This is a genomic window from Neptunicella sp., from assembly GCF_048268085.1.
In the GTDB taxonomy this organism is placed as follows: Bacteria; Pseudomonadota; Gammaproteobacteria; order Enterobacterales; family Alteromonadaceae; genus Neptunicella.
This window is the reverse complement of record NZ_JBLWWF010000008.1, coordinates 47,810-74,275: the sequence shown is the minus strand read 5'-3', so window position 1 is coordinate 74,275 and position 26,466 is coordinate 47,810. Positions and strand designations below refer to the sequence as shown.

Below are 26,466 nucleotides of genomic sequence, written 5' to 3'. Positions count from 1 at the left end.
CAAAAGTTCCTAAGCGCCCATTGGTCTATTGGCTGAATTATTAGTAGAATACCCGCCTCTTAGCGGTTTAGTGCTTCAAATGCGGAACAGGGGCTTATTTTGACTTGAGTCCGTCGGCCTGAACCACTACATTATCGCCCACATTTAACTACGAGCTAAAATATACTATGAAAGAACTATCGGATATCGGCCTGGTTGGTCTGGCAGTCATGGGTGAAAACCTAATTCTGAACATGGCAAGCAAAGGGTTTACGGTTACGGCATATAATCGTTCAGCCGAAAAAGTTGAAAAATTTATTAATGGCCGAGCTCAGGGCAAGTCGATCCGTGGTGCGTTTAGTATTGAAGAATTGGTTAACTCGTTAGCTCAACCGCGCAAGATTATGTTGATGGTTAAAGCCGGCCAAGCTGTTGATGACATGATTGAGCAGTTGATCCCGCATCTGGATAAAGGTGACATCATCATTGATGGCGGGAATACTCATTTCCCTGATTCTAACCGTCGTACCAAGTACCTGGAAAGCAAAGGTTTGTTGTACATCGGTACCGGTGTTTCTGGTGGTGAAGAAGGCGCATTAACTGGGCCTTCTATTATGCCCGGTGGTTCGGTGGCTGCGTGGCCCGCGGTAAAAGATATTTTCCAGAGTATTTCTGCCAAAGTGGAAGATGGTACACCTTGTTGTGACTGGGTGGGTGAAGACGGTGCAGGCCACTTTGTAAAAATGGTCCATAACGGTATCGAATACGGCGATATGCAGCTGATTTGTGAAGCCTATCAAATCATGAAAGAACTGCTTGGCTTGTCTGCCGACGAGATGCACGAAGTATTTAAAGAGTGGAATGAAGGTGAGCTGGATAGCTACCTGATTGAAATTACCCGCGACATTCTGGCTTATAAAGAAGACGGCGAACCGCTGGTAGAAAAAATTCTCGATACGGCCGGACAAAAAGGCACCGGTAAATGGACAGCCGTTTCAGCACTGGAAGAAGGCGTACCCTTAACCTTAATTGGCGAAGCGGTATTTGCCCGTTGTTTATCAGCTCAAAAAGACGAGCGTGTTGCTGCGTCCAAGATCCTGTCTGGTCCTAAAGCCTCTTTCGATGGCGATAAAAAAGCCTTTATCGAAGATATTCGCCAAGCCTTGTTAGCGTCCAAGATTGTGTCTTACGCACAAGGTTACGTATTAATGCGTGAAGCGGCCAAGCAAGCCGGTTGGGATCTGAACTACGGTGGCATCGCGTTAATGTGGCGTGGTGGTTGTATTATCCGTTCGACTTTCCTGAATAAAATCAAAGATGCCTTTGATCGCAATCCGGAACTGACCAACTTACTGGTCGATGACTATTTTGTGGAAAAAATGCATGCGGCACAAGATGGCTGGCGCCGAGTCGTGGCGACCGCCGCGATGAACGGGGTACCCACTCCGACATTAACCTCGGCATTAAGTTACTTTGACGGTTATCGTCATGCCCGTTTACCGGCTAACTTACTGCAAGCACAGCGTGATTACTTTGGTGCTCACACCTATGAGCGTTTAGATCGTGAACGGGGTGAATTCTTCCACACTAACTGGACTGGCCGTGGTGGTGATACTGCATCATCAACCTATAACGTTTAGGTAAGATTGGTTTAGATAGAAAGGTGAGCACTGGCTCACCTTTTTTATGGTTCGCGTTTATCGCCAGCTTAGCGGAAATGATGCCGCGGATTGATATCGTTGATCAGCAGCGACTACCCCAACCGTGCCTTAATAAACTCAGCCAGCCTGCCGGTGGCTTGCGGGTGATTGCGGCTTTGGTTAAATAAACAGATTTTAATTTTACCCAGTTCAGGTAAGTGCTCACTTCGCAAAATGCTCAACTCTTTTGGCACACTGGCGCGAGCCAGCGCAGTAATGCCCAGACCTTGCTGGATAGCCACAGTTAAACCGGTTAAATCTGCATTGGTATAGCTAATACGCCATTGTAAGGTTTGCTGTTTTAACCGGTTAATAACCCGGCTGCGATACACACACCCATCCGGTGCCAATACCAGTGATAAGCCATCGGTACTGATAGGTTGGAAGCGATTACCCACCCAGACTAAATCATCATCGCGGATCACTTCGCCATCACTGTGTTTATCCGGATCGACCAGAGCCATCACCAAATCAAATTCCGGTAGTTTTTGATCACTCAACAAGGACTTACTTAAGGCCGATGTGACTTCCAATGCCACATCAGGATAAATTTTGCTGAATTCACCGACAATGCCGGGTAATAGGGTGGTGGCAAACTCGCTGGGAATACCCAGACGTAAACGCCCCCGTAGCGAGGATTGCTCAAACTGGCGAAAAATATCATCGTTAATAGCTAGCATGGCGCGGGCTTGCTGATAAAGCTGTCGACCTTCAATATTTACCTGATGTCGCTGACCGATTTTATCAAACAGCTTTTTGCCCAGTTTATCTTCCAGGTTCCGTATTTGCAGACTGATAGCCGGTTGGGTGCGGCCCAGAATTTCCCCCGCTTTGGCATAGCCGCCGCTATCAATAACAGTGACAAAGGTACGTAAATTATCTAAAGAAAGTTGTTTCATATCGGTCCAACAATATATTTTTACGAGCTACGAGCTACGAGCTACGAGCTACGAGCTACGAGCTACGAGCTACGAGCTACGAGCTACGAGCTACGAGCTAAACAGCTAACCGTTACCCTTCGACAGGTTCTGGATCCCCGGAACCAGAAGGCAGCAAACAATGCGCTTCTACCCAAGATTAATAAACCTCATGATTTTTGTATTATACATAAATAATACTTATCTAATCATTTGAATTATCAATTTGTTGTCTGCACCACCAATTTCTATACTCAGCTCAACTTATTTTTACAAGGTTGCGGTTATGACCAACAAAACGGTTCTGCACGCCAAGCATATTGAAGCTGGCGCCAAAATGGTGGATTTTCACGGCTGGGAAATGCCCATCAATTACGGTTCACAAATAGAAGAACACCACGCAGTGCGTCAGGATGCGGGCATGTTTGATGTCTCTCACATGACCATAGTCGATGTTAAAGGCACACAGGCGAAAGACTACTTGCGTTACCTGTTGGCTAACGATGTGGCTAAATTGCAGGACAAGGGCAAAGCCTTGTACAGCGGCATGCTGAACGAGCAGGGCGGTGTGGTCGATGATTTAATCGTTTATCACTTTGATGCTACCAATTACCGTTTAGTGGTCAATTCTGCCACCCGCGAAAAAGACATGAACTGGTTACTGGACAAAGCCGAAGGTTTTGATGTGACCATTACCGAGCGCCCCGAGTTTGCCATGATTGCGGTGCAAGGGCCGAACGCCAAGCAAAAAGCCGCTACATTATTCTCTGCCGCGCAAAATGAAGCCGTAGCTGGTATGAAAATGTTTTATGGCGTACAGGCAGAAGACTTATTTATTGCTACCACAGGTTATACCGGTGAAGCGGGCTATGAAATTATGGTGCCTAACGAACAGGCCGCTGATTTCTGGCAAAAGCTACTGGATGCCGGTGTTAAACCTTGCGGATTAGGCGCACGCGACACCTTGCGTTTGGAAGCGGGCATGAATTTATATGGTCAGGATATGGACGAAACCATTTCTCCGCTGGCAGCCAATATGGGTTGGACTATCAGCTGGGAACCGGCAGATCGTGATTTTGTTGGCCGTAGTGTGCTGGAACAACAAAAAATTGCCGGTACCGACAAGCTGGTTGGACTGGTGATGGAAGACAAAGGTGTATTGCGTTCTGGCCTAAAAGTGATGGCCGATGGCGCTGAAGGTGTAATCACCTCTGGCACTTTTTCACCTACGCTGGGTCACAGTATTGCAATGGCACGTGTGCCTGCTTCTGTGGGCGAAACCGTGGAAGTTGAAATGCGCAAAAAGTGGGTTACAGTAAAAGTGGTTAAGCCCAGCTTTGTCCGCAATGGTAAGAAAGTCGATTAATTAATTAGATGTGAATTGAACAGATAAAAATATTGAGGAAAAAATAATGAGCAACATCCCATCCGAATTACGTTATGCCACCACTCATGAATGGGTACGTCCAGAAGGTGATGGTACTTTTACTGTGGGTATTACCGAGCACGCGCAAGAATTACTGGGCGACATGGTGTTTGTTGAATTACCGGAAGTAGGCAGCGAAGTCAGTGCCGGTGATGATGTTGCAGTAGCAGAATCAGTGAAAGCTGCATCTGATGTCTATGCACCGATCAGCGGTGAAATTATTGCCGTTAATGAAGATCTGGAAGACTCGCCAGAACAGGTTAATGCCGATCCTTTTGGTGATGGTTGGTTGTTCAAAATCAAGGCTGAAGATCCACAAGAATTTGAAGACTTGCTCGACGCTGAAGGCTACGAAAACAGCATCGACGAAGAATAAACTAATAAGCATTAATACTGGGGTGATATGTTATTTACCCTTCATCCTTGGAACTGCACGTTTGTTGGCTACACTGATTCGCCCCACTCACTTAGTAAACTAAGCTCATGGGGCCTCATTCATTTGCTGCCGCCGTGCAATTCCAATGATTTTGGCTAAGCAAGTTATCCCTGTTTCTTTTTACTCTCAAAAAATCGAAATTCACTATGCCGCATACCACACTGACACAGCTTGAACAGCAACAAGATTTTGTACGCCGCCATATTGGCCCGGGCGCATCTGAAACCAGCCAAATGTTGGAAGCCGTTGGCGCAACCTCGCTGGATGATTTGATCCAGCAAACGGTACCAGCCAGCATTCGTTTACCGCAACCGTTAGCCATTGGTGCCAGCCAGACCGAAGCAGACGCGCTGGCCAGCCTGAAAAGTATTGCCGCTAAAAATGTGGTGAATCGTAGCTTTATCGGTATGGGGTATTACGATACCCATACCCCTAATGTGATTTTGCGTAACGTGCTGGAAAATCCCGGCTGGTATACCGCGTATACCCCTTATCAGCCAGAAATTGCCCAAGGCCGCTTACAGGCGTTATTAAACTTCCAGCAAATGACGCTGGATTTAACCGGTATGGATTTGGCTTCGGCCTCGTTACTGGATGAAGGCACCGCTGCTGCCGAAGCCATGACGCTAGCCAAGCGCATGTCCAAAAACAAAAAATCCAACCTGTTTTTTATTGCCGACGATGTGCACCCGCAAACCATTAACGTGGTACAAACCCGTGCTGAAATGTTTGGTTTTGACACCATGGTAGCGCAAGCGGCTGACGTAGCAGAACAGGATGTATTCGGTGCCTTGTTGCAATATCCCGGCACCACCGGTGAAGTACAGGACATCAGCGCTCTTATCGCAGCGGTTCAGGATAAAAAAGGCATTGTCGCAGTAGCGGCCGATTTAATGAGTCTGGTATTGCTTCAGTCCCCCGGTGAAATGGGCGCGGACGTAGTGTTGGGTAGCGCTCAACGTTTTGGTGTACCGATGGGCTACGGTGGTCCACATGCCGCGTTTTTTGCCACTCGTGATGCGTATAAACGTTCACTGCCTGGCCGTATTATTGGGGTTTCGCAAGATACTCGTGGTAAGCCTGCACTGCGTATGGCGTTGCAAACCCGTGAGCAACATATCCGCCGCGAAAAAGCCAACTCCAACATTTGTACCGCCCAAGTATTGCTGGCCAATATGGCCTCGTTTTATGCGGTGTATCATGGCCCTGAAGGGTTAAAAACCATTGCTAATCGTATTCATCGTTTAACCGATATTCTGGCCAAAGGGCTAACCAGCAAAGGCTTAACCCTGGCGCACAATCATTACTTTGATACCCTAACGGTGAATGTGGGCGAGAGTAAAAATACTATCGTTGAAGCCGCGCTAAAAGCCGGTTTAAATCTGCGTAGTGATTTGGATGGTGCAATTGGTATTAGCCTGGATGAAACCACCAGTCGCGCCGATATTCTGGCCTTGTTTGGGGTGATTTTAGGTGCCGATCATGGGCTGGATATCGAACAGCTGGATAACCAGTTAGTGGCTGACGGTTCGGATTCTATCCCGGCTGAATTAGTCCGCACCTCTGATATTCTGACTCACGAAGTGTTCAACAGCTATCACAGCGAAACCGAAATGTTGCGCTATATCAAGTCATTGGAAAACAAAGACTTGGCGTTGAACCATTCAATGATTTCATTAGGCTCGTGCACTATGAAGCTGAACGCCACTGCCGAGATGATCCCGGTCACATGGCCGGAGTTTGGCAAGTTGCACCCTTTTGCGCCATTGAATCAGGCGCAGGGTTACAAAGCGATGATCGACGAACTGGGTGAATGGCTGATCAATATCACCGGTTACGACAATATTTCCATGCAGCCAAATTCCGGTGCACAGGGCGAATATGCAGGTTTGATTGCCATTCGTAAATATCACGAAAGCCGTGGTGATGCGCACCGTAATATCTGCTTAATCCCCAGTTCGGCGCACGGTACTAACCCTGCCTCGGCACAAATGGTGGATTACAAAGTGGTGGTAGTGAACTGCGATAAAAACGGTAACGTGGATATGGCGGATCTGAAAACCAAAGCCGCTGAAATGGCCGATAATCTGGCCTGTATCATGATCACTTACCCGTCCACCCACGGCGTATACGAAGAAACCATCAGTGAAATTTGCGACATCGTGCACCAGCACGGTGGTCAGGTGTATCTGGATGGGGCCAATATGAATGCTCAGGTGGGCTTAACCTCTCCGGGTCTGATTGGCTCGGATGTATCGCACCTGAATTTACACAAAACCTTTTGTATTCCCCATGGTGGTGGTGGCCCGGGTGTGGGTCCCATTGGCGTTAAAGCCCATTTGGCACCGTTTTTACCCGATCATAATGTATTGGGTGTGGACACCAGTACTAAAGGTAATGGCGCGGTGTCATCTGCGCCGTGGGGCAGTGCATCTATTCTGCCGATTAGCTATATGTACATCAAAATGATGGGCGGCGAAGGCCTGAAAAAAGCCACCGAAATGGCGATTTTAAACGCCAACTACATCGCCAAAAAACTGTCTGGCCATTATCCGGTGTTGTACAAAGGTCGTAACGATCGTGTCGCACACGAATGTATTATCGACTTACGTCCGCTGAAAGAATCCAGCGGTGTAACCGAAATGGACGTGGCCAAACGCCTGAATGACTACGGTTTCCATGCGCCCACCATGAGCTTCCCGGTAGCCGGAACGCTGATGATTGAGCCAACCGAATCCGAAGCCAAAGCGGAACTGGATCGCTTTATCGAAGCCATGCTAAGCATTCGTGAAGAAATCGCCAAAGTCGAAAGTGGCGAGTGGGATGCACTGGACAATCCATTGCATAACGCACCGCATACCCTGGCCGATATTTGTGATCCACAATGGAACCGCAGCTACGACCGTCAGTTAGCGGCATACCCGGTTGCCACCGTCGCTAAAAACAAATTCTGGCCCACGGTAAACCGTATTGATGACGTGTACGGTGACCGTAACCTGATTTGTAGCTGCCCAAGTGTGGATAGCTATAGGGACTAGAATTTTTATGATTGTCAGTTTCGAATGAAGTTTGTGAATTGCAAAAATTAGTTCGTGAAATTAATAAAGTTTTTGAAAGGGCCGAAAGGCCCTTTTTCTAAGTCAAAGATGCAAAAGCACTTATTTTAAAACGATAATTTTATTAAACTTCTTAAAAGTCCGTATTCCAAGGTCTGTATCATTATTCTAGTATGGATTTAGATTTTCTTAATAGCTAATGTCGCCGATGCAAGATACGCTTTATTTCACATCAAAAGAAATGAAAAAGTTACTTTCTCTTAGTGATTGCCATTTAATGCATGAAAGAGAGAAAGGTAATCTATCATTTATAAAAAAAGGAAATCAGTTTCTTTATGAAGTTGATGACCAAACACTTGTATCTAAGCATGAGTTGGCAGCTAAAGTTATAAACTGGTATCAAAATAAGCATGAAGTGGATTTAGATAATAGCCCTACTGAAGAAGCCTCAATAAAAGCAATAGCACTATTGCTGAAAGAAATATTAATCCCAATCAATGATAAATTTGGAGAAGTTAAGATCTCATATGGATTCGTTTCTAGTCAGCTTAATACTTATATCCAAAAAAATAATCGTACAGGAACGTATCCATCAATTGACCAGCACTCTAGCCATGAGCTTAACTCAAAAAGTATCCCTATTTGCGATAGAGGGGGTATTGCTTGCGACTTTTATATTTCTGGTTTTGAAAACAAAATGAACATAATTACAGACGATATTGTTAGTAATTTAGAGTTTGATAAGTTGTATTACTATGGTTCAACTCGACCTATCCATGTAAGTGTCAGTAAAGAAATGCTAAAGCACCTTCAAATAATGAATGAAAGTGAGAATGGTAGAAGAATACCGGGTAAGAAAGCATATGGTGATGAAGCTGCTTCACTTGCTAAGGAGTTACTAAAGTGAATGCACAGCAGTTTGCTGAATTAGCCAAGCAAGTTAAGGTAGGTAAGAGGTTACCTGATGCTATTTATTTCCATAAAGAAGCATTTAAAGATACTCCTCCTATATTGGTGAAGGTAATTAATAATATTGCGAAAGCATTGAAGATCGACGATGACGAGTGGAATCTAGTCAAAGTATTTAAAAATGAATTTCGTATTTCACTTTTAAACTATCCTAATTTCTTCGAAGATTCATATCCGAGCCTGACTAAGAGCGTCAACATTGACCTAGCAAAACTGAAGCATCGTGTTACTGATTATACTGACGCTGATAATCCCCCAATTCTTCATAGAAAAGAAACCATGATCCCTGAAGATCATGAATCATTTGAAGATTTCAAAATGATAACTGAAGAAGGTGAGGCTGCGGGACTATATGAAAATAGTCGGATGATCGGCTTCAAAAACTCATGGGAACGTTTAATAGCCCGAAATGGTTATGAACTAGTTGATGGAAGACTCTTTAGAAGTTCAGCAGTTCAAGTTGAATCAGACAATATAGAAATAGATCGTCATAAAACAGCCTTAGTAAGACACGAATTATCGGCTCCCATGAAGAATCTAGCAAAGCACGGTTTCCTCAATGGTGACTACTCAATTTTTGATTATGGCTGTGGTCGCGGTGATGATTTGAGAGAGCTTGAAGCTCACGGGTTAGATGCGATAGGTTGGGACCCGAATTTTAGACCTGATGCTGATAAGCTGGTAAGTGACATTGTTAATATCGGTTATGTTATCAACGTAATTGAAGACCAAGATGAGCGTATAGAAGCTGTCCATGGAGCGTGGGAGCTAGCAGATAAAATGCTAGTCGTATCAGCGATGCTAGCTAATGAATCCTATTTAGCGCAGTTCACACCATATAAAGACGGTGTAATTACCTCAAGAAATACATTTCAAAAATATTTTAATCAAGCAGAACTAAAGGAATACATCGAGAGTATAGTAGACACAGAGGCGATAGCAGTATCGCCCGGTATTTATTATGTATTTAGAGATAAAGAACTAGAGCAGCATTTCCTCCAAAACCGTAATAAGCGGCATTACCAGTGGCAACATAAAACGACTCCAGTACCTGCTAGTGAAGAAAACAAAAGGTTATTGTTCACTAAGAACTCAGAACTATTAGAATCTTTTTGGTTAACTTGTTTGGCCTACGGTAGATGTCCTGCTAATGATGAGTTTTCTAAATCTAATGAAATTGCTGAAATTATTGGTTCAAACAAAAAGGCTTTGAAGCTTGTATGCGATTGGTATGATATTACAGAATTTGAAGCGTCTGCTAAAATGCGCAAAGAGGATTTAACTTTATACTTCGCTCTAGAACTATTTGGAAAAAAAAGGCCTTATACACAGCAGCCTGAAGACTTAAAAAGAGATATTAAGTTTTTCTTTGATAATTACACTACAGCTCAAAATGAAGCTAAAACACTTTTGTTTTCTATCGCTGATATTGAAAGTATTTCAGAAGAATGCTTATCTGCCAAAGAATATTTACCTGCATCGAAACTAGACTTTGAGGACAATACCCCTCATTCGTTAACCTTTCATAAAAAGTTTTTAGACCTATTGTCTTCAACGTTACGGATTTATGTCTATGCTGGTTTGCAGTTATATGGTGAGCTTGATGATATCCAGCTCATAAAGATCCACATCACATCTGGGAAGCTAACGTTGCTTGGTTATTCTGGATTTGATGACACCCCGCTGCCTCAACTAACCGAAAGAGTTAAAATTAAAATGGTTGATCAGGATGTCGATTTTTTTGATTATATCAATGAATCTAAGCGTCCACTATTGGTAAACAAAGTTGACTATATCGAAGGGTCTTTTAAAGACTTTAAGAAACAAAAAGCGTTTAATAAACGCCTTTTTGAAATTATACCCAATTTAAAAGATGCCAACACAATAGCCTTAACAACCTTGAAAGAATTACTTTTGAAAAAGAAATTTATAATTAAGCAATATAGGTTTTATAGTACAAATTAACTTAGTTTTAAAACTTCATAAAATTTTTCATTTAACAATGCTTTGCGCTTAGTAAAAAATTCTTGTTTAGGAATGTTATTATTATTATTTTGATCAAAAAGCCTTTTTGTCTCTTGAGTAATCCAATGATCACCTAAACCTGAATCGGCAAGATATTGAAAAGCTTTTATAAATGGTCTATTCGACTTTTCAATATTCTGTGATTGAGGCAATGGAAACATATTACCTATTGAATTCACATGATAGTCTCGAGAATCATCACTAAAGTAATCTTGAATATGAGCCTCATTAGGCGAGCTTGGCTCCATATGGTCTAAATGTAGCGTTGCTACATCTTCTTCTGATATCCCCGAATGAATGCTTTTAATGGTAAGTTTGTTTTCCTCGATTGAAGTTGGCAATAACTTAGCAAATAATATTCTTACTTTGACATCAGAAGAGTTATATTGCCAACTGTCTAACCATGAATTAAACCTATCTTTATTCTCATCATTTAAAGGCGTAACTTGAGAATAATATACATCAATAGAGCTTTTTTTGTTATTTATTAATAAGCTATTAGCGACTTCTCTAGCCCCTTTATAATCTTGATGCAATAAAGCTAATTGTGAAATTTTAATAGCTTGATTATTAAGGTCTTCAAACTGACTTCTATATTTATTATCTTTAAGATTATTCAAAAATGATTTTATTTTTTCTGGATCAAAATCATCACAAATATTCTTCTCTATATACTTTAATAACAGATTAAAATACCCTGCAATTACTCCATTATATTTAAGAGCACATAATAATGAAATACACTTAAAGACTGGACTTCTATCTTTATTATACTCTGCTTTTAGGGCAAGCTTCTCTCGCTCTCGATCCTTTAATTCAAAGCTATTAACTAGTAGCTTACATGCTTGGAAGATATTAAAATCTCTTGATATATCCATAGAAGTGTAACTGGATTCAGCTTCTAAATATCTTTTGATTTCTTCTCGATATTTATCATTTTGGTTATAACCAATTGATGTTGAACCGCTCAAAAAAGCCGTAGCAAAGAATGTTATATATTTTTTACGGTAATCCGCAAGTTCTCCATATATTTCATCACCCCATTGATTTTCAAGCTCTTCTATTCGAGAATCAATAACAGTTTCTTCTTCCTGACTTTTCAAACAGTATTGCTTGTAGAATTGATTTTTAATTAAATCCAGATCTGCTAAGGCCATAGAGCGATCATTTAAAACTTCAAAAAGTGTATATGCATCTTTAGGGTTACCTGTCTGTACCACGCAAAGCTTTATTTCACTTAGAAAAGAAGATATTTTGTCAACGAGAAACTTAGCACTTTCAAATGGCTTTGTTTTTTCATTTAGTTCCACAAAAGAATTAAAAATTTGCTCAATTGCGTCAGTATATTGCTTTTCTATGGCTGATAGTTCGGCTTCAATTATTCGTAATCGAGGTTTATTTTGGTCATTTAGAGTAATAAATACTTTTGACAAAGCATTTGTAAAATGAGTATTAAATGACTTTCTGTCATAAGTTAACAATGTTTGGTGTGAACTTATAAAATGTTCCAGCTGTTCTTGGTGAGCTTTTGGAAATTCCTCACAATCTTCAATTAAATCGGGCAAATGAACTAGGCTTCTGTACTTAGTAGAAAAGTTATTCCTCGCATCTTCCTTATCTTTCTCTTCCATCTCTTCAATTTTCTGGAATTCTTCCAACAATACATTTCCATCAAACTCGTCTATTTTTTTTGTAAATACATATTTACTGGATTGTTGAAGTTGTTCAAATAGCTTTGATAAATGCAATACTTTTGATTGGGCGATTGCCTGTCTGGTTGTAACTCTTAAGAGTAAATAAAGGACATAATTTGTTAGAAATATTGTAGTAAAACGCTGTTGACCATCTATCAGATCATGGGTTTGTTTTTCTCGATCAGCAACTGTAACTACCGAACCAGCAAAATACTCTTTTTCGTATTGATTGTGCCAGTCCTCAATTAACTTTTTGACCATGTTTTTATCCCAACTATATGGTCTTTGATAATGAGGAATTTTGACTTTATTAACATCCGTTCCTTCTGACTGTACATCACCGCTAATCTGATAAAAATTAACTATTTTTGCGCCCTTTAAATCCATTTGACTTCTCTTTATTGCTATTTATTAATTCAAGTGCTCTTTTGCAAAAGCTATAAACTCATCAAAATCTATTTTGTTATCTTGATTGAAGTCGAATTCTTGTAAAATTTGAGAACTTTTACCTAAACCTTTTTCATTTAACAAGACTTCTACTAGCTCTATAAGCTCTTTTTTAGAAATATATCCATCAGAGTTCCTGTCGAAAAAATCAAATAACTTTCGCAATTCATCCATACTAAAAGTCCACTTCTAGATTATCATTATTCAAACCTTCTTGAGAACGTTGCTCATTTCTTAGCGCTTGTTCTACAATTTTCATTTCCAATGTGTCTATACCCGTAGGATCACCGGAGTTTTCATCCATCCAGCTTTGAATAATAGATAAACCTGCATTGCAATAGCCTTCAAATACCTTTACTGCATCATTTAGATTCTCATACTTCAAACATGTAGCATCTTTCATTTTCAATAGTGCTAGTAAATATATGTAAGTATCTTGTTGAGTATTGGCATATGTGCCCAACGTGATCTGGATTTTGTCAGAACTTACTGGCTCATACTTATCGTGTGAATAACCAACCATAGCAGCAAACACCATTAAATCTTTAATGTGACTAAAGATTACATGATCACCTTGAGTCAATTTTTCTACTAAAGGTTCATGCTTTCTGTCTCGATTTACATTGACCCCTAACCATTTCCTATCATCTAATCTAGACATAAGCCCCTACCTTTTCTATTACAGTGCGATCAACTGGGCAGTTATATTTTACCGTTGGATATTTTGTCCCTTGAATTGTAATTTCATCCTCAGCTTTAGCATCACGATCAGCTTCAACTTCTAAAACAAGGTTATATTCCATCCCAACCTTATCCCTAATATTATCTTCAACCGTACCTTCCCAATGGCTAGAAGACAGGAAAAAGACAACTTGACCTACAGACTGTGGAATTGATTTAGCAACATTACCTTTGTATTTGTTATCAAGAACACCAAAAGGTGCATCAATGATAAAAGGTGCAATTGCTCCCGGTGTTAATATTTCACCAGAGGCCTTTTTCCTTTCTCTCGCAAGCTCAATTAAAGAAGAAATAAATGTCAAACTTAGAAGTAGTCCTTGTCCGTCACTTTCTGCTACTTGTACATCATTGCGATCAAAGAGTCTTATGTCAAAAGAGTTCCTATCCATTTTTGCCCGGTAATCTTGGCGTACAAACTGTCCTAGAAATGAGTTAACTTTTTCCATGATCTTTAACTCAACATTCTTCTGTGTTGAGGCTAATGTACTCTCGATTGTGGATTGAACTTTTTGAGCAATATCCTCTAATTCTCGATATTTATTAACTTCCGAAGAGCTAGATTTAAGCCTTAAGATTTCACTTCTCTTCTTCTCAAGTAAAGATGCATTATCTTTCACTTTTCTTTCTAAACTACCTATAGCGCGGTTGTCATCCCCTAAGCGCATTTGAAATTGACTTCTTCTTTTTTCAAGTTCTTGGATATCTGCAATATCTTTTGCACCTTGAATTTCAATGGAAATATTTTTCAATCTTTCTTCAAACTTGCTGACATCGCCCCTGCTAGAATCAATGCCTTTCAAGTTAAACTCAAATTCGTCCTTTGCTTGTGAAGAAATTTTCTTAATACTTCGCAACTCAGCTTGAGCCTTCGTTACTCTGCTTTCTTGCTGTGGGTCTGACGCTGACTTTAATAAGTCTTGAATTCGGTTATATGCTTCACTTCCAACAGAAATATCCGCTCCACAAATGCACTGTGTTTCTTCTAATATTTTATATACGAGATTTTCGTTATACGGAGAAGGTATAGTTGATCTAAACTCTGCGTCATCGATAAAGTCTAAAACCTCAAAAGATATTTCATGAGCAAACACATTGGCTGCATATTTTTTGATCAAAGTAACTCGGTTATTTTCGAATCTAGAAAGATTATTTTGTGCTTCTTTTAGATCTCGTTCTGCCTCAGCTCTTTCTCTATGCTTTGCTTTAATGAACGAACTATTACAAGAGGCTAGCTGAGCATCAATTTTTTGAATGTCTGAAGTATAACGTTCGACAGATTCTTTCTTTTCTTCGAGTCTCTTATTATCTTCCTTTAACTCAGATTGAAGCCGGTCAATATCTCTTTGAATTTTTGATATTTCACCATCCTTATCAGCTCTTTGAAGAGATTTGCTATACTCTTTCTTAATTTTTTGAACATCCTCTAGCGCGTTCTTTGCTACGGTGAATCCAAGTATCTTTTGAATGGCTTCTTTTATTTGTTTACCACCATGTTTACTAGTAAATGAACCAACACCTTCTCCTTGGAAAAAGAAATAGTTAGCCATATCTTTAGGTATCACTGAGTTTATGAATAAGTCTGGATTAGGAACCTCTTTGAAATCACCACCTTCGACCATAAATACCCTAAAGGTATCCTGCGTTACCGGGCCGTAAGCTCTTTGTACGGAGTAGCGTCTTCCATCTTCTTCAAACTCAATTTCAACTTTGTAGTTTCTTTTTTCTTCGGCTTTAGCAGCATTATTTATTAAGCTACTTGGGTCTTTAAAGTTAGGGGTAAATGTCTTAAAAAAACACCATAGAATTGCGTTTAACAGGGCCGTCTTGCCAACACCATTCTCAGCGTGAATGAGAGTGACATTTTTATCTTCGTCAGTAGAAAAATGAATTGTTTGCTCACCATAGAATTGCCGGAAATTGGTTAGTACAATTTTATTGATTAACATATATCACCTTTTTTCCTAGCATTTTCTATAAGTTCGCGTATCAACCGAAGTCGATTATTTGAGCTTGCTTCTCCATAAACATGCTTTCTTTCAACATTTATAATTGATGAAGTTAGTTCCTTTAAAGGTGTGGGTTTCTCTACTTCCTTAGCAGCTTCCTGAAACATTCTTTTTAATTCAGATTTAGATGTCATAATACAGTCCTAGTTGTTCTAATTGCTTCTCTACTTGCAGCTTATTGTCAGCTAAAAGTAGAAAATCATTCACTCTTTCCATTTCCGCATATATTAGTTTTTTTGAAGCTGGTTGTTCAAAGTCAGAATTCGGCAATACCATAAAATCGTAGATAATGGCTTTTCTTTTGTTGGGGAATCGTCTTAAAACCCTACCTCTACGCTGAACATATTGCCTAGGGTTTCTTGTGCTAGAAAGTATTACAGCTGTTTGACATGCGGGAACATCAATACCTTCATCTAAAACTTTCATAGCAACTAAAGCGTTAATGGCTTTATCTTTAAATGCTTCCATTACCCTTTTACGTTCAGTACTATTTATTGCGCTAGTAAATTGAGAAGTTTTCCATCCGTTCTTATACAGAACATCAGAAACTTGATCTATAACCTTACAATCATGGGAATTTTCGTCTGGTTGAAAAGGCTTACCTTCACCTGCATAAAATAAAGTTAAGTTTCTCATTGACTCTGGAATCTTTGAGCTTAGTTCACCCAACTTTGTTAACTTGTCAGAAGCTGAGCCGAGCAGTCTACTCCGTTGGCCACAAAAAATTGTTAACTTTTCTTTGTCATCTTTACTTAGATGGCCACCAGATTTAGTGATAATAGAAGAGATTTTTTCCGATAACTCTTCAAAAGATCTCTGCTCTTCATCGTTTAGATATACTGGAACCAAATGGTAATCATAAGGGGTTAATATTTCGTCATGAATTGCATCGCCAAGTCCGTACTCTGCTACAACATCTCCATAATAAGAAACTAAATTTTCTTTTGAAATGTTCGGGAACATTGAGTCAATTTCATCGTCATCACTCCGAAAAGGAGTAGCAGACAAGCCCATTCGAAAGTCAACACTAGGCAACAGTTTATTTATATTATTTGAACCGTGGTTGTGGCATTCGTCACCAACAAACATCATACTTTTTGGGTTAATTGTGGATAATATTTGTTGAAAATGATTTGAGACTAAAGTTCTATTAACTACTACTATACTAATGAAATCTTTTAGACCTGCGTTGAAAGTTGCAATAGATTCTTGAAGATTTGGCAGCCAGCTCTTTTTGTTGTTGTAACATTTGTGAGAGCTAATTCCAAAGTCCAGTAAGTTCTCAACCCATTGGCTAGCTAGCTCTATATATGGAACGGCAATTACCAAACACAAGCCTCTATTTTGCTGTTTGAGCGATTCGTAAACTTTCACTGCACCATATATAGAAGTGATAGTCTTGCCAGAACCAGTAGCTAATTTAAGTATTCCTTTGTATTCATTAGCTCTCCACTTTTTCAACGCATGCCTTTGATGTTCTTTAATATTAAACTTATGTCCATTTAAGAATTCTGGAACATGAGGTTCAATCTTGGAAGTAATATTGGATTGCTCTAATTCATATTGAGATATTTGCTCTTCTATACCATCAATATCTAACAGCGATAACTTTTGTAAATGAGGTGAGTTTTCAACGTACTTTGAAACTTCAGAGTAAAATTCTGATCCTATATCTACAACGAAAGTATTTTTCTGCTCACCATTCCATAGTCTTTCAAATCCTTGATAGTAGGTATCTCCATAGGCATTGTATAGTTCAGGCTCCCAGCTTTTATATACACTTATTGATTCAGCGTTTAAATGTTCAAACATACCAGAGGGAGTTTCATTTGCAGAACCTTGAAAAACAACCACATCTCCTTGATTATCATGAATGATGCCGATTTTTTCGTGATACATGCCAGCCTTTCTGAACGCGAATTTAATTTCCAATCTGCCTGAAGCAATTAATATAGCTAAAAGTTCGAGTCTTTTTGAGGTAACGTTTTTTTCAGCCTGAATCCAATCTAATAAGGTATTAGTGTATTGTTGTGAAAGTTCAGTAGGTGAGGTAACAGCGTAGCGGATTGCTTCAAACTCATCTCTTGCTAAGGGATGCCCTATGATTAGGCGCATTAATCCATTTGATTTAATTAAAGAACCTAGTCCGCCTAGGTTTGCGGCTAATATTGAAGAGGAAAAAAAACCAACTGCTCTGTCATACCTGACAGCTTCTGATAAAACACATCTATAAAAATCATGAAATAAATCATCATCACCAGTTCTATATACGTGTTTTAATTCTAATGCTTTTAATCCCTGTGAACGGCTCCCTGCACTCAAATGTGTTTTCCCTCGAAGAATGATGGCTGTTTGATTACATTAAACTTTATAATCATTATCCATGGATATCAATTTCAATTTTTATATAAATGGTTGATATATTTAATTTTTTACAGCCCCGCATGACTGTATATATAAACAGATTACTAATCGTTTATCTCTTTATTCTACACGGCAAAACATATAACATGAACCTCTGGAGGTTTTCTCCAGACGAAGCTATAGGGTGAGGTAATAACAGGAATGAGAGCTAAGTTTTCGGGACATGATACGTTTCCTCTTAGATATGGATGGCTATATAAAGCTGTTAACCATTTGAATTCAAATGGAAAACTACAAACAAGCAAAGAAGAAGAGACTCAACAGGCAATTATAAAACTTGGCGTTGGTAAAAACATGGTCAATGCAATTCGTTATTGGGCAGAGTCTGCTGGATTGCTTGACAGTAAAAGAAAACAATCAAATATAGATTATTTTACATCTTCAAATGGTAACTACCTCTTCAACGAACTATCAGGAAAAGATCCATATCTGGAGCATTTAGGCTCAATTTGGCTTATTCATTTTTGGCTATGTTTTAATGAAGACGAAATGACTGCTTATAGGTATTTCTTTAATATTTTTAACGGGGAGTACTTCGAAAAGCAAGTGTTGTTGGCTCATATTTCTGATGATTCATCAAAGCTATCTTCAGGTGATGCCTCAATAAATGAATCTACGATTCAAAAAGATATTGATACCTTTCTAAATTCATACAGTAAAAAACACGTTACTAAAGTGGGAGATGAAGAGCAGTTTAACTCGCCTTTGACAGAGCTATCTCTCATTCAAGAAAGCGGCAAGAATTACTACTTAAGTAGCCTGAATAGTAAGTCGGATCTGCCTGTTCAAATTTTTATTTATGCTCTACTTAAGTTTGTGCAGAAAGAAGCTAAAGTATCTAAAGTTTCAAAGGTTAACTTTAAATCCTTGCTTCTAGATCCATTATCCCCCGGCAGAATTTTCAGACTTTCTGAACAAGGACTTGGCGAACAATTGGACACAGCACAAAACTTCTCAAATGGACAAATATCTTGGATTGACTCAATGGGTCTTAGGCAGGTATCAGTCGATGAAAGCTATTTAGGTCAAGAACAACAAGTCTTAGACAGCTATTACAAAGGGTCTAGCAATGAGTAATCTATTAGTAGACGTAAAACAAAAATATAAAAGTTCTACTCGAATCGATGGACATTTAGAGGACAGCAAACTATTTATAGATAACTTTATACTCCATGGAACGGCTATTAATGTTCTCGAAACTATTAGTAGAGACTACGAAGGGAGTGAGCAAAGAGCTTATACTATTACAGGGCCGTATGGGTCAGGAAAATCTACTGTAGCATTATTTTTATCTTTATTATTGTCTACAAATAAAGATGAGAGAGATTATGCAGAAGACTCTCTTGATATAGCTGAAGGGCTGAAATCAGACTTTCCGAATCGTTTCAAAATCAGTAAAGGTTGGAAAACTATAAAACATGTTTGTGCAATGGAATCTCCTGCACATTCAATACTGCTCACAATAGCTACGTCACTAAATATGAAATTAAAAAAAGAAGACGTACAAAGTTACTCTGATGTTGAGTGCCTAGAGCTAATAAAGAAATTTTTAAACTCAAATAAAATCAAAGAAGATGGTGTTTTAGTCCTATTAGATGAAATGGGTAAAGCCTTAGACTTCTGCGCCAGTAATAATAAAGATTTGTACATATTTCAACTCTTAGCAGACATTGCTCAACAATCTAATAACAACATTGTTATTATTGGTTTTTTACATCAGTCATTTACCGAATACGCGAAAAATAAGGAATCTAAACTTCAAGAGGATTGGGCAAAAGTACAAGGTAGATATAGGGATTTAGGTTACAACCCATCTGTAGATGAATCCTTATTCTTATTAGGAGATGCAATTAGTAAATCTTCTAAACCGCTAGTTGAGGAGTTAACTAGAGAGAATAAGGAGTTAGTTGAAATAGTAGATGAGTCTTTTAAAAGCAAGACTAGAAATACTTCAGATTTATTCAAAACCCTACCTTTAGATCCTTTAGTTAGCCTACTTTTAGGGCCTATATCTAAACGCAGATTTTCACAGAATGAGCGAAGTTTATTTGGCTTTTTGGCTTCACATGAAAAATACGGATTTAGAGAATTTCTTTCTGAGTTCTATATAGATGAGTGTGAAGGTGATCTGCCTATTGCACCTGATTATCAGCTCTATACATTAGATAACTTATGGGAATATTTACACCACAATCTGTATCACATAATCGTAACATCTTCTGATAGTAAAGCTTGGTTAGAAAGTTGTGATGCAGTGCACCGAGCAATGAAGAAAGGTAATGAATTACACGCTTCTATTGCTAGAGTTGTTGCGTTACTTACATTATTTGGTTTCAATCAACACTTCCATTCAACCAAAGACTTTTTAGAAAACTATTTTGAACAGAAAGGCTTTAAAAAAGGTGATGTTACCAAAGCCATAAAAGATCTTGAATCGTGGACAGTTATTATATTTCGTCCAGCTCACAACGGTTACTTCATATTCGAAGGTAGCGATATCGATATCAATACCTTGATTAAGCAACAAAAAGAAAAACTTGAATCTGGTATTGATTGGACTACTGTTTGCGACTTAACTGATAGCGTACTAGCAACGTCTCATTATCACAAAGCAGGAACAATGAGATGGGCTAACAAATTGCTAATTAATAAAGTAGATAATAAGTTACTTACGTCTATCAATTTGAAACCTAAGCATGGAAAAGTATTTCTAAACTTTGTGTTAGCAGTTAGTGAGAAGGCTTATAAAGACTTAGTCAATGCAACTAGCTCAAATAAATGTGTCGTTGTTGGAAAGTCCTCAACAATTAATAGATTAAAGGATATATCTATTGAACTTATTGCTTTGGAAAAAGCAAAGAAGGAAGAAGCTGCGATTGTAAGAGATAAAATCGCTCTTAAAGAACTGGATTCTCGGATTATTTCTTTTAAACAACAACTTTCTCATGAATTAGATAGAGCCTTTTCAAATGCAGTTTGGAACTATCTTGATAATGAGTTAAATCGGCAGCCCCTTTCATCAATTGCTTCGTTAGTTGCAGGTGAAATATTTAACAAATCTCCTGTTATTATTAATGAATTGATAAACAAGAATAAGCCCTCCGGCAGTGCAAATGCCGCGCTTAAAAAGCTACTTAGAGCTATGTCTGAAAATGCAGATGAGCCTGTTTTAGCTCTACCTGACAAGACTTTTCCGGCAGAGAAAGGATTGTACTATTCTGCACTAAGTAACTTTGGTCTCCACATCCCAGATCCTGAAAATCCGAGTAAATACAAATTTGCCATGCCTTCACAGGAACAAGAACGATTACTTGAACTGTTTGAACAAACGCTGGAATACATTTCAGGAAAAAGTGGAATTGTTAAAATGTCTGATATTGTTGAGCTATGGCAAAGTGAACCGTTTGGAATAGCTAAAGGTGTAATTCCAATTTGGTTATTAGCTTTTCTTCAGGCCAATGATCACCAATTAGCTTTCTATGACTACAACGGTGTCACGAGCAAGCCAACATTTATAAATGGGGCAGATGAAGAGTTCGCTATGAAGCTTTTTCAACAACCTCAATTTATAGGTGTTCAAATAGTTAAAATAGATCACTCTACGACTAGCTACCTTAATGAAATAGCTTCTGCTTTAGAGTTAAAAGAAGGTGATACAGCGCCTTTAGCAATTGCCCAATCATTAGTGGCATTTTATGCGAGCCTATCTCCTTGGACGAGAAATACGAGGTCATTAGATAAAAAGCTATTAAAATTTAAGGATGAAACAAAAATTGCTTCTGATCCAAATGATTACTTGTTTAAAAAATTGCCAGCTATTTTTGGTAAAAATACTAAATTACAGGATGTTAGCTCTGAAGACTTTAGTCACATTATTGAGCAACTTAAAAAGGCTCATGAAAAAGAACTACTAAAGTTCGAAAGTAGAATTAAAGATTATATTACTTTCAACCACCATTTAGTTGCAAATTGTAGAAAGGTTGCAGCTTTTACAACCCATCCAAAAGTTCAAACTTTTGCATTACGCCTATCTGAATACGCAAGCTCAAATAATTGGGTTTCGGCAATTATTTCTTTGCTATCAGGTAGAGCCGAAAGAAACTGGGATGACAGTTCCTTAGCGAAGGCTAATTCTGAACTTATTGAAATAATAGAAAGATTTAAAAAAGACCTGTATCTATCTGACTTTGGTGACATTAATTATAAAAGTGTTAAAAGTGACTTTAAAAAGCAACTAAAAGAAATTGATAGCAATATTAGCCAATTAGAAATCAAAGAAAAGAAGGCTATCTTGATGACAATGCTTGATGATCTTATGGAAGTATAGAGAAATTAAAAATGGAAAAAACGTTACACGTACTAGGCCTTTCAGGTGGTAAAGATAGTGCTGCTTTGGCCATGTATATGCGGGATAATTATCCAGATTTAGACATTCAGTACTATTTCACTGATACCGGGAAAGAGCTGCCTGAAGTAATTGATTTTGTTAATCGCTTAGAAGGATATGTAGGAAAAATTGTTGATCCGTATGAAGAAGTGTTTAGCTCAAATCGTGAGAAAAAAGATTTTGACTATCACTTAAAACAGCATAAAAACTACCTTCCTTCACCTCAAGCCCGTTGGTGTACGATTCAGATGAAATTGGTTCCATTTGAAAAGTGGATTCAAATGAAGATGGAAAAGGAAGGCTACACTAAAGTAGTCTCTTATGTAGGTATTAGAGCAGATGAACCCGCACGCGAGGGCTTTATGACTAATACCGTTACATCAGAATACCTAACAATAAAAATGCCGTTTAGAGAAGATGGATTAGAAAGAGATGACATTTTTGAAATTTTAAGAAAAGCTGATCTACTTGGTAATGATGAAGAAGTTATTGAGTATCGCAAGCTATTCGTTGATTCCTCTACAGGTGAGCCTGTTGATCCATCTGAAGAAGATAGGTTGGCATTAATGAATAGACTATTAGCAAATAGATCTGAATCACAATCTTCTGAAGCCAACACATTTCAACCCAATCTTACTCCTGAAACTTTATTAAAAATTGTTGAAGCTAAAGATCAAGGGAAACCGGGGTATTACGGATGGCGTTCCAGAAGTGGTTGCACTTTCTGTTTCTATCAACAAAAAATTGAGTGGTTAAGATTAAAAGAAATCTACCCTGATGCTTTTGAAGAAGCCAAGTCTTATGAGAAAAAGGCAGAAGAAGATCGAGGTGATGGGACTTTCTATTGGCTTGGAAAAGGGACTCCTTTATCCACTCTTGAAACTGAAGAACGCAAGATAGAAATCATTGAGAATCACGAATTAAGAGTTAAACGACTAGAGAATAAACTAAACAGACGAGCAAACCTGCTTAGAGCCAAAGTAAAAATATCTGATACTGACAGAATGGATGAGATATATGACGAAGTAGAAGGTGGGGGAGCCTGTGTAACTTGTTATAAATAATAACAAACCTTCCACAATTAGGAGATAAAAATGGACTTTAGATCATTAAAAGAAAAGCAAAGGAATGTAAGAGAAGGATTTTCTGAAGACCTCGGTTTAAGAGTGCACCGCGCACTGAGTTGGCTGGAGAAATCAGAGCAGTGCTCTGGGGATTTAGATAGTACTTTCATCTTTCTTTGGATAGCATTTAATGCGGCCTATTCTCAAGATACTGAGTTGCTTCGTCACACTGAAGCCGAGTCATTTTCACTATTCATTTCAAAGCTTGTAGAGCTTGATGAAGAGAAAGCTTTTTACGATCTAATATGGTCTGAGTTTTCATCAAGCATTCGCTTGCTTCTCGATAACAAATTTGTTTTTCAGCCCTTTTGGGAGTTTCATAATGGAAAATTGACTGAAGACGAATGGAAAAACAAATTTTCTAAAGCAAAGGCAAAAGCCAACATAGCTTTATCCAATAGACAAACTGATGTGCTAATTTCTGTCGTCTTACAAAGACTATATACCTTAAGGAATCAGTTAATACATGGTGGAGCAACATGGAATAGCAGTGCTAATCGCTCTCAAATTAAAGATGGAGTAGCTTTTCTGAGTAAGCTAGTTCCTATCTTGATAAATGTAATGATGGAAAACCCAAGAGAAATCTGGGGGAGTGCAAACTACCCTGTTATTACCATTTAGGTTTAGGTCTGCTGGCTATGTTTCAGTAATTCCGTACACAAAAAATCTAAATCTTGTTCGGAAATATTAATAGGAAAGCTAATCCTAAAGGTTTTATCAGCTAATTCTCTGGATAAGCCTATAGCTGTTAATACGTGTGATGGCTCAATCTCTTTAGACGAACATGCTGATCCTTGGGCAAGACAAAGCTCGTTTTCATTGTCTCGAACCAATGTTTCCGTATCAACTTTTGGGAATGTAATCGAGATACAATGAGGTAATGTGTTAATGCCATTTTCTACAAATTCAATATCAAGGGAACTTAATTTTTCTAAAAGCTTTTCTTTAATTTGGTTGGCTGAAAAATCAGAGTAATAAGATTTAAATACCTCAATGGCTTTCCCAAAGCCTAAAATTAGAGGAGCTGCTACAGTTCCGCCTCTAAGACCTTCTTCTTGTCCAGCTCCGTGTATGACTGGTGCTAACTGCCTATGTCTTAAATCTCTTATGTAAATGGCTCCAATTCCTTTAGGACCGCCAATTTTATGCGCTGAGAAAGACATAATATCAACGTTAAAATCATCTACATCAATCTCAACTTTTTGAAAGCTTTGGGCAGCATCTGAGTGAAATAGGATTTCGTTTTCAAAACACAACTGTCCAATCTCTTCAATGGGATTTACGGAGCCTAATTCATTATTTACATGCATCACTGAAACTAATGCAGTATCAGGTCTGATAGCCTCTTTTATAGATTGAACTGTTATCAATCCGTCTGAATTAGGTTTAACATAAGTAACTTCATATCCCAGAGTTACTAAATACTCTGTAATGGCAAATATACATTTATGTTCAATCTGAGTAGTTACAATATGTTTTTTATCTTCTAGTCCTTTCTCGCTTAATAAAAGGCTTTTAAAGGCAACATTGTTTGATTCTGTTGCCCCACTAGTAAAAATGACTTCACTAGGGTAGGCACCGATTTCATTTGCCAACAGCTCTCTGACTCTATTGATCTCATATGAAACTTCCTCACCTAGAGAATGACTAGAAGCAGAGTTTGCGTAAGTGTTATCAAAAGCATGAATAAGGCATTCTTTTACTTCAGGAAGTAAGGGATAAGAGGCTGCTGTGTCTAAATAGATCATATGGTTTCTAATGAACAATGAATGCAACTATATTACCAAGATATTATAGTTTCGACTTCCTTAATTGGACTGCAAAACAACTGCTTGCCAAGTTACATGATTACGCCCAAGATTATCTGACTCTTTTGGGGTCTCTAACTTACAAAACAGGCTAACATATGACGATATATGAATAACTGCACTTAAGCAGCGGTAAGGCAGTAAAATTGCAATCAACGTATCCATACGTAACTCTCCAACGTCCTAGGTGACTTTAGTGTCGGTTATTTGGTTTTGATTTAAAAGCGCTTATTGCTACTTAAGCTTGTAAAAAGGAAACGGTCAGCATGTAACTTATTTATAAGTGTTGAAAATGTGAGCAAGAGACGTTGGTTACTGCCAATAACAGTTCGATTAACCCAATAGTCTGGGGTAGCTCTTTTATTCTATATTCACTGGTGCACAATATGACGATATATGAATAACCGCACTTAAGCAGCGGTTTAGTTGTTGGCATCATTCCAATCTACAATGCAGTTAAACTTATTTCGCTTTTTAACGCACAAAAACAAAGGGAAAGATTGATGAAAAAATTATTGATTGTTGTGGGGCTTCTGGTGGTGATTGTGGCCGGTGGGGTTTGGTACCTGTTTAGCGGTGCGGATGAGTTTATTCGAACACAAATTGAAAAGCAGGGAAGTGCTTTTTTGCAAACGTCGGTACAAGTGTCGTCTGTTAAGTTGACCCCACAGCAAGGTAAATTGGCGATTGGAGGCCTGCAAGTTAGTAATCCTGAAGGATTTAGTGACGAAAATGCAATCAGTTTTGATTTGGTTTCGGTGGATCTCGGTGGGTCGTTTAGCGAGCCTTATTCTATTCAGGAAGTCAGAATCAATGCGCCACAAATTCGCTATGAGGTGGATGCGTCCGGTGAGGGCAATTTAATGGTGTTAAAGCGCAATCTGCAAAACAATTTACCCACGGAGAGTTCTGCCGCTAAAACCTCTGATAAACCGATGCCATTAGTCACCATCGATAATGTTGTCATTGCCAATGCGAGTCTGTTGATTGATTTTGAAAAGTTGAACACGGAAGAATTAAAGCTGGATAAAAAAAGTTATAAGGTGACGTTACCGACTTTTAACGCGGGTCCGGTGGGTCAACCAAATGGTTTACCTGCAGATCAGGCTATGGCTGCCGTTCTCGATAGTATGCTGGACAATATTATTGGTCAGGCAAAATCACGCGCTAAAACGATCCTGGCAGAAAAAGCCAAGCAAAAAGTCAAAGATAAAATTGAACAAGAAAAAGACAAGTTACTGGATAAGGCCGGCAGTAAATTAAAAGACTTACTGGGTAAGGATTAGTTTCAGTGACGTTGTCTCGACCCGGTGGAACGATTTAAAAG

19 protein-coding genes are annotated in these 26,466 nt (G+C 38.8%); 11 read left to right on the top strand and 8 right to left on the bottom strand.

All coding sequences use genetic code 11. The features are described from left to right. Nucleotides 1-167: 167 nt before the first annotated feature. Nucleotides 168-1,619: a decarboxylating NADP(+)-dependent phosphogluconate dehydrogenase gene (gene gnd, locus ACTD55_RS08515; protein ID WP_438863900.1), complete on the top strand. Its 1,452-nt coding sequence runs from the start codon at nt 168-170 to the stop codon at nt 1,617-1,619. Between the two features lie 113 nt (nt 1,620-1,732). Here the strand turns inward: gnd and ACTD55_RS08510 are convergent, their stop codons facing one another. Continuing rightward, on the bottom strand, nt 1,733-2,578 hold the full coding sequence (locus tag ACTD55_RS08510; RefSeq protein WP_438863899.1) for a LysR substrate-binding domain-containing protein: 846 nt from the start codon (nt 2,576-2,578) through the stop codon (nt 1,733-1,735). Nucleotides 2,579-2,882: 304 nt separating this feature from the next. On the opposite strand from ACTD55_RS08510, the gene gcvT reads away from it, so the two are divergent. The 5 genes from gcvT (at nt 2,883) to ACTD55_RS08485 (ending at nt 10,448) form a co-directional block, all read left to right on the top strand. Beyond that, complete coding sequence (gene gcvT, locus ACTD55_RS08505; protein WP_438863898.1) at nt 2,883-3,962, top strand: glycine cleavage system aminomethyltransferase GcvT; 1,080 nt, start codon at nt 2,883-2,885, stop codon at nt 3,960-3,962. A 46-nt stretch (nt 3,963-4,008) separates the two neighbouring features. After that, on the top strand, nt 4,009-4,398 hold the full coding sequence (gcvH, locus tag ACTD55_RS08500; protein WP_438863897.1) for a glycine cleavage system protein GcvH: 390 nt from the start codon (nt 4,009-4,011) through the stop codon (nt 4,396-4,398). Between the two features lie 206 nt (nt 4,399-4,604). Beyond that, a complete protein-coding gene (gene gcvP, locus ACTD55_RS08495) occupies nt 4,605-7,496 on the top strand; it encodes an aminomethyl-transferring glycine dehydrogenase (protein WP_438863896.1) in 2,892 nt (963 codons plus the stop codon). Nucleotides 7,497-7,722: 226 nt separating this feature from the next. Next, the gene (locus ACTD55_RS08490; RefSeq protein WP_438863895.1) at nt 7,723-8,421 is read left to right on the top strand and encodes a hypothetical protein; all 699 of its coding nucleotides are present in this window, start codon (nt 7,723-7,725) and stop codon (nt 8,419-8,421) included. Then, complete coding sequence (locus ACTD55_RS08485; RefSeq protein ID WP_438863894.1) at nt 8,418-10,448, top strand: DNA phosphorothioation-associated putative methyltransferase; 2,031 nt, start codon at nt 8,418-8,420, stop codon at nt 10,446-10,448. Before ACTD55_RS08490 ends, ACTD55_RS08485 begins: the two co-directional genes overlap by 4 nt. Here the strand turns inward: ACTD55_RS08485 and ACTD55_RS08480 are convergent. The 6 genes from ACTD55_RS08480 to ACTD55_RS08455 are packed head-to-tail and all read right to left on the bottom strand — an operon-like array spanning nt 10,445 to nt 17,718. Then, nucleotides 10,445-12,589, bottom strand: a complete 2,145-nt coding sequence (locus tag ACTD55_RS08480) for a GmrSD restriction endonuclease domain-containing protein (protein ID WP_438863893.1) — start codon at nt 12,587-12,589, stop codon at nt 10,445-10,447. The two genes, ACTD55_RS08485 and ACTD55_RS08480, sit on opposite strands and share 4 nt — an antisense overlap. A gap of 24 nt (nt 12,590-12,613) precedes the next feature. Continuing rightward, nucleotides 12,614-12,823, bottom strand: coding sequence for an EF-hand domain-containing protein (locus ACTD55_RS08475; RefSeq protein WP_438863892.1), 210 nt, complete (start codon nt 12,821-12,823; stop codon nt 12,614-12,616). Nucleotide 12,824: 1 nt separating this feature from the next. Further along, nucleotides 12,825-13,310, bottom strand: coding sequence for a hypothetical protein (locus ACTD55_RS08470; protein ID WP_438863891.1), 486 nt, complete (start codon nt 13,308-13,310; stop codon nt 12,825-12,827). Next, the gene (locus ACTD55_RS08465; RefSeq protein ID WP_438863890.1) at nt 13,303-15,336 is read right to left on the bottom strand and encodes an AAA family ATPase; all 2,034 of its coding nucleotides are present in this window, start codon (nt 15,334-15,336) and stop codon (nt 13,303-13,305) included. The genes ACTD55_RS08470 and ACTD55_RS08465 overlap by 8 nt, the downstream gene beginning before the upstream one ends. Next, nucleotides 15,330-15,530: a hypothetical protein gene (locus ACTD55_RS08460; RefSeq protein WP_438863889.1), complete on the bottom strand. Its 201-nt coding sequence runs from the start codon at nt 15,528-15,530 to the stop codon at nt 15,330-15,332. Before ACTD55_RS08460 ends, ACTD55_RS08465 begins: the two co-directional genes overlap by 7 nt. Then, nucleotides 15,520-17,718 carry a DEAD/DEAH box helicase family protein gene (locus ACTD55_RS08455; protein ID WP_438863888.1) on the bottom strand — a complete coding sequence of 733 codons (2,199 nt, stop codon included), beginning with the start codon at nt 17,716-17,718 and terminating at the stop codon, nt 15,520-15,522. The genes ACTD55_RS08460 and ACTD55_RS08455 overlap by 11 nt, the downstream gene beginning before the upstream one ends. Before the next feature lie 243 nt (nt 17,719-17,961). Here ACTD55_RS08455 and ACTD55_RS08450 point away from each other — a divergent pair, with 243 nt between their 5' ends. From ACTD55_RS08450 to ACTD55_RS08435, 4 genes are read left to right on the top strand one after another with little or no spacing between them, the layout of a single operon-like run. Next, complete coding sequence (locus ACTD55_RS08450; RefSeq protein WP_438863887.1) at nt 17,962-18,897, top strand: DUF4007 family protein; 936 nt, start codon at nt 17,962-17,964, stop codon at nt 18,895-18,897. Continuing rightward, the gene (locus ACTD55_RS08445) at nt 18,890-22,147 is read left to right on the top strand and encodes a hypothetical protein (protein WP_438863886.1); all 3,258 of its coding nucleotides are present in this window, start codon (nt 18,890-18,892) and stop codon (nt 22,145-22,147) included. The genes ACTD55_RS08450 and ACTD55_RS08445 overlap by 8 nt, the downstream gene beginning before the upstream one ends. A gap of 11 nt (nt 22,148-22,158) precedes the next feature. Then, nucleotides 22,159-23,271 (top strand): phosphoadenosine phosphosulfate reductase domain-containing protein, encoded by a 1,113-nt coding sequence (locus ACTD55_RS08440; RefSeq protein ID WP_438863885.1) that lies wholly within the window; start codon nt 22,159-22,161, stop codon nt 23,269-23,271. Between the two features lie 30 nt (nt 23,272-23,301). Further along, nucleotides 23,302-23,952, top strand: coding sequence for a hypothetical protein (locus ACTD55_RS08435; protein WP_438863884.1), 651 nt, complete (start codon nt 23,302-23,304; stop codon nt 23,950-23,952). Nucleotides 23,953-23,954: 2 nt separating this feature from the next. On the opposite strand, the gene ACTD55_RS08430 is transcribed toward ACTD55_RS08435, so the two are convergent. After that, on the bottom strand, nt 23,955-25,079 hold the full coding sequence (locus tag ACTD55_RS08430; protein ID WP_438863883.1) for a cysteine desulfurase family protein: 1,125 nt from the start codon (nt 25,077-25,079) through the stop codon (nt 23,955-23,957). Nucleotides 25,080-25,573: 494 nt separating this feature from the next. On the opposite strand from ACTD55_RS08430, the gene ACTD55_RS08425 reads away from it, so the two are divergent. Then, the gene (locus ACTD55_RS08425; RefSeq protein WP_438863963.1) at nt 25,574-26,425 is read left to right on the top strand and encodes a DUF748 domain-containing protein; all 852 of its coding nucleotides are present in this window, start codon (nt 25,574-25,576) and stop codon (nt 26,423-26,425) included. Nucleotides 26,426-26,466: the final 41 nt, after the last annotated feature.

Bases quoted from the DNA above. Each gene is read 5' to 3' on its own strand.
- gnd (WP_438863900.1), top strand. From the start codon at position 168: ATGAAAGAACTATCGGATATCGGCCTGGTTGGTCTGGCAGTCATGGGT.
- ACTD55_RS08510 (WP_438863899.1), bottom strand. From the start codon at position 2,578: ATGAAACAACTTTCTTTAGATAATTTACGTACCTTTGTCACTGTTATT.
- gcvT (WP_438863898.1), top strand. From the start codon at position 2,883: ATGACCAACAAAACGGTTCTGCACGCCAAGCATATTGAAGCTGGCGCC.
- gcvH (WP_438863897.1), top strand. From the start codon at position 4,009: ATGAGCAACATCCCATCCGAATTACGTTATGCCACCACTCATGAATGG.
- gcvP (WP_438863896.1), top strand. From the start codon at position 4,605: ATGCCGCATACCACACTGACACAGCTTGAACAGCAACAAGATTTTGTA.
- ACTD55_RS08490 (WP_438863895.1), top strand. From the start codon at position 7,723: ATGCAAGATACGCTTTATTTCACATCAAAAGAAATGAAAAAGTTACTT.
- ACTD55_RS08480 (WP_438863893.1), bottom strand. From the start codon at position 12,589: ATGGATTTAAAGGGCGCAAAAATAGTTAATTTTTATCAGATTAGCGGT.
- ACTD55_RS08475 (WP_438863892.1), bottom strand. From the start codon at position 12,823: ATGGATGAATTGCGAAAGTTATTTGATTTTTTCGACAGGAACTCTGAT.
- ACTD55_RS08470 (WP_438863891.1), bottom strand. From the start codon at position 13,310: ATGTCTAGATTAGATGATAGGAAATGGTTAGGGGTCAATGTAAATCGA.
- ACTD55_RS08465 (WP_438863890.1), bottom strand. From the start codon at position 15,336: ATGTTAATCAATAAAATTGTACTAACCAATTTCCGGCAATTCTATGGT.
- ACTD55_RS08460 (WP_438863889.1), bottom strand. From the start codon at position 15,530: ATGACATCTAAATCTGAATTAAAAAGAATGTTTCAGGAAGCTGCTAAG.
- ACTD55_RS08450 (WP_438863887.1), top strand. From the start codon at position 17,962: ATGAGAGCTAAGTTTTCGGGACATGATACGTTTCCTCTTAGATATGGA.
- ACTD55_RS08445 (WP_438863886.1), top strand. From the start codon at position 18,890: ATGAGTAATCTATTAGTAGACGTAAAACAAAAATATAAAAGTTCTACT.
- ACTD55_RS08440 (WP_438863885.1), top strand. From the start codon at position 22,159: ATGGAAAAAACGTTACACGTACTAGGCCTTTCAGGTGGTAAAGATAGT.
- ACTD55_RS08435 (WP_438863884.1), top strand. From the start codon at position 23,302: ATGGACTTTAGATCATTAAAAGAAAAGCAAAGGAATGTAAGAGAAGGA.
- ACTD55_RS08430 (WP_438863883.1), bottom strand. From the start codon at position 25,079: ATGATCTATTTAGACACAGCAGCCTCTTATCCCTTACTTCCTGAAGTA.